Annotated in this window: 4 protein-coding genes; 2 read left to right on the top strand and 2 right to left on the bottom strand. The window is 72.3% G+C overall.

Features of this window, described 5'->3' with window-relative positions; all coding sequences use genetic code 11:
* Together AC13HU_RS28715 and AC13HU_RS28710 are read right to left on the bottom strand one after the other, a co-directional pair.
* A partial coding sequence (locus AC13HU_RS28715; RefSeq protein ID WP_483044875.1) for a sucrase ferredoxin occupies positions 1–962 on the bottom strand: 962 nt, incomplete at its 3' end.
* Between the two features lie 147 nt (positions 963–1109).
* Entirely contained in the window at positions 1110–3557 is a 2448-nt protein-coding gene (locus AC13HU_RS28710) for a DNA gyrase/topoisomerase IV subunit A (protein ID WP_483044874.1), read from the bottom strand.
* A 381-nt stretch (positions 3558–3938) separates the two neighbouring features.
* Between AC13HU_RS28710 and AC13HU_RS28705 the strand changes: the two genes are divergently transcribed.
* Both AC13HU_RS28705 and AC13HU_RS28700 read left to right on the top strand, forming a co-directional pair.
* Entirely contained in the window at positions 3939–5300 is a 1362-nt protein-coding gene (locus AC13HU_RS28705) for a M16 family metallopeptidase (RefSeq protein ID WP_483044873.1), read from the top strand.
* Positions 5297–6682, top strand: coding sequence for a M16 family metallopeptidase (locus AC13HU_RS28700; RefSeq protein ID WP_483044872.1), 1386 nt, complete (start codon positions 5297–5299; stop codon positions 6680–6682). The genes AC13HU_RS28705 and AC13HU_RS28700 overlap by 4 nt, the downstream gene beginning before the upstream one ends.
* Positions 6683–6710: the final 28 nt, after the last annotated feature.

Genomic DNA, 6710 nt, shown 5'->3' with positions numbered 1-6710 from the left:
GTGTCGGCGGTACCGATCTGCTCGATGGTTTCGACGTCCATGCGGGCTGGGGTGCCGAGCGCGGCGCCGCAGCTCTCCGGGCGCGGGGGAGTGGCGGCGCGTTGGGCGACCAGGACCCGCCAGGCGCGGCCGTCGGTGTGGTGGACGTGTACGGTCCAGGCGGTGCGTGCGTCGGGGCCGGGTCCGGACGCGGGTTCCGGCTCGACGGGATCGGTGCCGCGCACCGCCAGTGCGGCCGCGCGGTCCTCGTCGATCAGGGCGCGGACCGCCAACTCGGCTGCCTGGCCGGGCCTGGACCAGGTGGAGCGGCCGCGGCAGCCTTCGAGGGTGACCCGGCCGGAGCGTGCGGCGGTGAGGGCGTCCTTGGCGGTGGCGGCGTCGAGGCGTCCGTAGGAGTAGCCGTGCGGGAGGACCAGCATGGTCGGGGCGAAGCGGTGGCCGCCGAGGTGCGTGGTCTCCCAGACGTCGAGGCTGCCGTCGCCGGCGAGTTCGGCCGCGAGCGGGCGGCCGTGCAGGGCGCAGCAGCGGTCGCGGGTGCCGTTGGTGCAGACGAGGGCGATTGGCGGGCCGTCGGAGCGGGTACCGAAGCCGGCGGGGAGGCAGCCGGGGAGGCCGGCGTCGAGGGCCGGGAAGTCCAGGGCGGCCAGTTCGGCGGGATCGGCGAGTTCCGCGGTACGAATCCATGAGCGGTCGGGCGCGGTGTGGGCGGCGATGATGTGGCGGCGGTGCGGCTGGTGGGTGTCGGCGTGCCGGTCTGGGCGGCGGATGAGGCCGAGCCGGACGCCGGTGCCGTTGGTGAGGCGTTCCAGTTCACGGCCGAGCGCCGGGTCGAGATGGCTCGATCCGAGGGCCTTGGCCCCCCACGGACCCGGCTGCTCGATCAGCAGCCAGGTGCGTGCGGTCGCCGCAGTGGCGGCCACCGGTTCGGCGAGTTCGATCGAGGCACGCGTACAAAGGCTCACCCCGCCGAGCCTAGTGCGCCCGGCGGGGCGGGCCCGCACGCGGACCGCCGTACCGCCGTACCGCCATACCGCTGGCCGTACCCGTGCCCGTACCCATGTCTGTGCCCGTGCCCGGGGCCGAAAGGGGGCCCGGGCACGGGACTTCGGTTACGCCGGGCCCGCGATCGCTGTGACCGGCTTCGCCAGCGGGACACCGGAGCCGTCGCGGCGCGGGTCCTTCGGCGGGAGCTCGGCGGGTGCGCCCGTCGAAGTGGCCGCGCGGGCGGGGGCGGGGCCGGCCCAGGCGAGCGACAGCCCGGTCTCACCGCGCAGGAAGCGCTGGCAGCGCACCCCGCCGGTGGCCCGTCCCTTGCGCGGGTACTGGTCGAACGGCGTCAGTTTCGCGGTGCCCTCGCCGGCTCCGTCGAGGGTGCCCTCGGAGCGGGCCACGGTGAAGACCACCGCGTCCGCGGCCGGGTCCACCGCGGTGAAGGAGATCACCTGGGCACCGTCGCCGAGCTTGATGCCCGCCATGCCGCCGGCCGGGCGCCCCTGCGGACGGACCTGGGCGGCCGGATAGCGCAGCAGTTGGGCGTCGTCGGTGATGAAGACCAGGTCCTCGTCGCCGGTGCGCAACTCCACCGCGCCCACGATCGCGTCGCCCTCCTTGAGGGTGATGACCTCCAGGTCGTCCTTGTTCGACGGGTAGTCCGGCACGACCCGTTTGACCACGCCCTGCGCGGTGCCGAGCGCCAGTCCGGGCGAGGATTCGTCGAGCGTGGTCAGGCACAGCGCCTGCTCACCGTCGTCGAGCGCCAGGAACTCCGTCAGCGGCGCGCCGCCGGCGAGCGACGGTGCGCTCGCGGTGTCCGGCAGCATCGGCAGGTCGATGACGGTCACCCGCAGCAGCCGCCCGGTCGAGGTCACCACGCCGATGTCGGAGCGGGCGGTGGTCGGCACCGCCGACAGGATGACGTCGTGCTTGGCCCGCTTGCCCGACCCGTCGCCGAGCGGCTCGCCCATCCCGGTGCGGGCCAGCAGCCCGGTCGAGGAGAGCAGCACCCGGCACGGGTCGTCGGCGACCTCCAGGGGCACCGCGGCGGCCGGCGCGCCCGCCGACTCCAGCAGTACAGTGCGCCGTTCGGTGCCGTACTTCTTCGCGACCGCGGCCAACTCGGCAGAAACCAGCTTGCGCAGTTCCGCGTCCGATTCGAGGATGCGGGTCAGCTCGGCGATCTCCTCGTTGAGCCGGTCGCGTTCGGCCTCCAGCTCGATCCGGTCGAAGCGGGTCAGGCGGCGCAGCGGGGTGTCGAGGATGTACTGGGTCTGGATGTCGGACAGGCCGAACCGGTCCATCAGCCGTTCCTTGGCCTGCGCCGCGTTCTCGCTGGACCGGATGATGGCGATGACCTCGTCGATGTCGACGAGGGCCACCAGCAGGCCGTCCACCAGGTGCAGCCGGTTGCGGCGCTTGGTGCGCCGGAACTCGCAGCGTCGCCGCACCACCGTGAAGCGGTGGTCGACGTAGACCTCCAGCAGCTCCTTGAGTCCGAGGGTGAGCGGCTGGCCGTCCACCAGGGCCACGTTGTTGATGCCGAAGGAGTCCTCCATCGGCGTCAGCTTGTAGAGCTGTTCGAGCACGGCCTCGGGGTTGAAGCCGTTCTTGATCTCGATGACCAGCCGCAGGCCGTGCTCGCGGTCGGTGAGGTCCTTGACGTCGGCGATGCCCTGCAGCTTCTTCGCGTTGACCATGTCCTTGATCTTGGCGATGACCTTCTCGGGCCCGACGGTGAAGGGCAGTTCGGTGACGACCAGGCCCTTGCGGCGCGGGGTGACGTCCTCCACCGCCACGGTGGCACGGATCTTGAAGGTGCCGCGGCCGTTCTCGTACGCGTCGCGGATGCCGGACAGTCCGATGATCCGGCCGCCGGTGGGCAGGTCCGGCCCGGGGACGTGGCGCATCAGCGCGTCGAGGTCCGCGTTCGGGTACCGGATCAGGTGCCGGGCGGCGGAGACGACCTCGCCCAGGTTGTGCGGCGCCATGTTCGTGGCCATGCCGACCGCGATTCCGGACGAGCCGTTGACCAGCAGGTTCGGGTAGGCGGCCGGCAGGACGTCTGGTTCCTGCTCCTGGCCGTCGTAGTTGGGCGCGAAGTCGACGGTGTCCTCGTCGATCGACTCGACCATGAGCTGGGCCGGGCCCGACATGCGCGCCTCGGTGTAGCGCATCGCGGCCGGCATGTCGTCCAGCGAGCCGAAGTTGCCGTGCCCGTCGACCAGCGGCAGCCGCTGCGAGAAGGGCTGCGCCATCCGGACCATCGCGTCGTAGATCGACGCGTCGCCGTGCGGGTGCAGCTTGCCCATCACCTCGCCGACCACGCGGGCGCACTTGACGAAGCCGCGGTCGGGGCGCAGGCCCATCTCGTTCATCTGGTAGACGATGCGGCGGTGCACCGGCTTCATGCCGTCACGGGCGTCGGGCAGCGCGCGGGCGTAGATCACCGAGTAGGCGTACTCAAGGTAGGAGCCCTTCATCTCGTCCACGACGTCGATGTCGAGGATGCGCTCCTCGAAGTCGTCGTCCGGGGGCGGGCTCTTCGTCGTGCGGCGGGCCATCTCGGCGGCGCTCCTTTGCCTTGCGTGGTGCCTTGGGGTGTGTTGCGTGTGCCTTGCATGCTGCTGCGGTGCGGTGCTGCGGTGCTGCGGTGCTGCGGTGCTGCGGTTTGTCGGTCGTCTGCGTGCTGCTCGGTCGTACGTCGGTGTCGTGCGTCTGCCTGCTCCGTCAAGCGTCTGCCCGCGTGCCTCGCTGTCGTGCACGGGCGGCGGGCATACGCCGCGATGCGGCGCGGTCCATTGTGGACTGCGGCACCGACAACGCGGACCGCGACCCGGCACGAGCGCGTTCCGAGCGGGAACTTCGCGCGGCACGGGCACGCTTGCCTAGAGTGGCAGCACTCTACGCAGTCACGCAGCAGCGACCGGAAGGACAGCTTGCCCATGGGTCACACGGCCACGCCGGAGGCACACTCCAGCGGCCTGACAGCCACCGAACACCGCCTGGCGAACGGACTGCGAGTGGTGCTCTCCGAGGACCACCTCACCCCGGTCGCCGCGGTCTGCCTCTGGTACGACGTCGGTTCGCGCCATGAGGTTGAGGGCCGTACCGGTCTCGCCCACCTCTTCGAGCACCTGATGTTCCAGGGTTCCTCCAGCGTCAAGGGCAACGGGCACTTCGAACTCGTCCAGGGCGCGGGCGGTTCGCTCAACGGAACCACCAGCTTCGAGCGCACCAACTACTTCGAGACGATGCCCACCCACCAGCTCGAACTCGCCCTGTGGCTGGAGGCCGACCGCATGGGCAGCCTGCTGACCGCACTGGACCAGGAGAGCCTGGACAACCAGCGGGACGTGGTGAAGAACGAGCGCCGCCAGCGGTACGACAATGTGCCCTACGGCACTGCCTTCGAACGGCTGAGCGCGCTCGCCTTCCCGGCCGGCCACCCCTACCACCACACCCCGATCGGCTCGATGGCCGACCTCGACGCGGCCTCCCTGGAGGACGCCCGCGCCTTCGTCCGTACGTACTACGCGCCCGGCAACGCGGTGCTGTCCGTGGTCGGCGACATCGACCCGGAGCGGACCCTCGGCTGGATCGAGAAGTACTTCGGCACCATCCCGGCGCACAACGGCAAGCCCGCGCCGCGCGACGGCTCGCTGCCCGACGTGGTCGGCGAGAACGTCCGCGAGGTGATCGAGGAGGACGTACCCTCCCGCGCCCTGATGGCCGTCTACCGGCTGCCCCATGACGGCACCCGTGAGAGTGACGCCGCCGACCTGGCGTTGACGGTGCTGGGCGGCGGCGAGTCCTCCCGGCTGCACAACCGGCTGGTACGGCGGGACCGTTCCGCCGTCACCGCCGGGTTCGGCCTGCTGCGGCTGGCGGGGGCGCCCTCGCTCGGCTGGCTGGACATCAAGGCGTCCAGCGGCGTCGAACTGCCCGCCATCGAGGCGGCGGTGGACGAGGAGCTGGCCCGCCTCGCCGAACAGGGCCCCACCCCCGAGGAGATGGAGCGGGCGCAGGCCCAGCTGGAGCGCGAGTGGCTGGACCGGCTTGCCACGGTGGCCGGCCGCGCCGACGAACTGTGCCGGTACGCCGTCCTGTTCGGCGATCCGCAGCTCGCCCTCACCGCGGTGGAGCGGGTGCTGGACGTGACCGCCGAGGAGGTCAAGGCGGTCGCTGCGGCGCGGCTGCGCCCGGACAACCGGGCCGTCCTCGTCTACGAGCCCACCGCGGGCGCCGCCGTCGAGCAGGACGATCAGGACGAGCAGGACGAGCAGGAAGAAGGTGCCGAGGCATGAGCGACACCGCCGCCACCATGACGTTCCACCCGCAGCCGCAGGCCGGTGAGCCCAAGCCGTGGGCCTTCCCCGCGCCCGAGCGGAGCACCCTGGCCAACGGCCTGACCCTGCTCACCAGTCACCGCCCCGGCCAGCAGGTCATCGCGGTCGAGGTGCTGGTCGCGGCCCCGTTGGCCGCCGAGCCGAAGGATCTCGACGGCGTGGCCACCATCATGGCCAGGGCACTGTCGGAGGGCACCGACCAGCACTCCGCCGAGGAGTTCGCCGCCGAGCTGGAGCGCTGCGGTGCGACGCTCGACGCGCACGCGGACCACCCGGGCGTGCGGGTCTCCCTCGAAGTGCCCGCCTCTCGGCTGGACAAGGCGCTCGACCTGCTCGCCGAGGCGCTGCGGGCCCCGGCCTTCCCGGACGACGAGATCAAGCGGCTGGTCGCCAACCGGCTCGACGAGATCCCGCACGAGCTGGCCAACCCCGGCCGCCGGGCCGCGATGGCGCTGTCGAAGGAGCTGTTCCCGGCCGAGGCACGCAACTCGCGGCCCCGCCAGGGCACCGAGGAGACCGTGCGGCGGATCGACGCGGCGGCCGTGCGCGCCTTCTACGCCGCGCACGTGCGGCCGGCCACGGCCACCGCCGTGGTGGTCGGCGACCTGACCGGCATCGAGTTGCCGACCCTGCTGGAGAGCACGCTCGGACGCTGGACCGGCACCAAGGCCGAGCCGCCGGCCCGTCAGGCGATCACCGCGGACGACACCGCCCGGGTGGTGATCGTGGACCGGCCCGGCTCGGTGCAGACCCAGCTGCTGATCGGCCGCACCGGCCCGGACCGGCAGGCCCGGGTGTGGGCGGCGCAGGTGCTGGGCACCTACTGCCTCGGCGGCACCCTCACCTCCCGGTTGGACCGGGTACTGCGCGAGGAGAAGGGTTACACCTACGGGGTGCGGGCCTTCGGCCAGGTGCTGCTCTCCTCCGCCGACGGCACCGGCGCTGCGCTGCTGGCCATCAGCGGCTCGGTCGCCACCGAGGTGACCGGCCCGGCGCTGGCCGACACCTGGCGGGTGATCCGCGAGCTGGGCGAGGGCGGGCTGACCGACGCCGAGCGCGATGTCGCGGTGCAGAACCTCGTCGGGGTGGCGCCGCTGCGCTACGAGACCGCCGCCGCGGTGGCGGGCACCTTCGCCGACCAGGTCGAGCAGGAACTGCCCGACGACTTCCAGGCCGCGCTGTATGCCCGGCTCACCGAGACCGGCACGGTGGAGGCGACGGCCGCGGTGGTCAACGCCTTCCCGCTCGACCGCCTCGTGGTGGTCCTGGTCGGCGACGCGGCCGCGATCACCGAGCCGGTACGGGAACTGGGCATCGGCCCGGTGACCGTCGTCTCCTGACCCCGGCCCACCGCACCGACCGGAACCC

Source organism: Streptomyces sp. NH27 (assembly GCF_056859195.1).
This window is presented reverse-complemented; position numbering and strand designations above follow the sequence as displayed.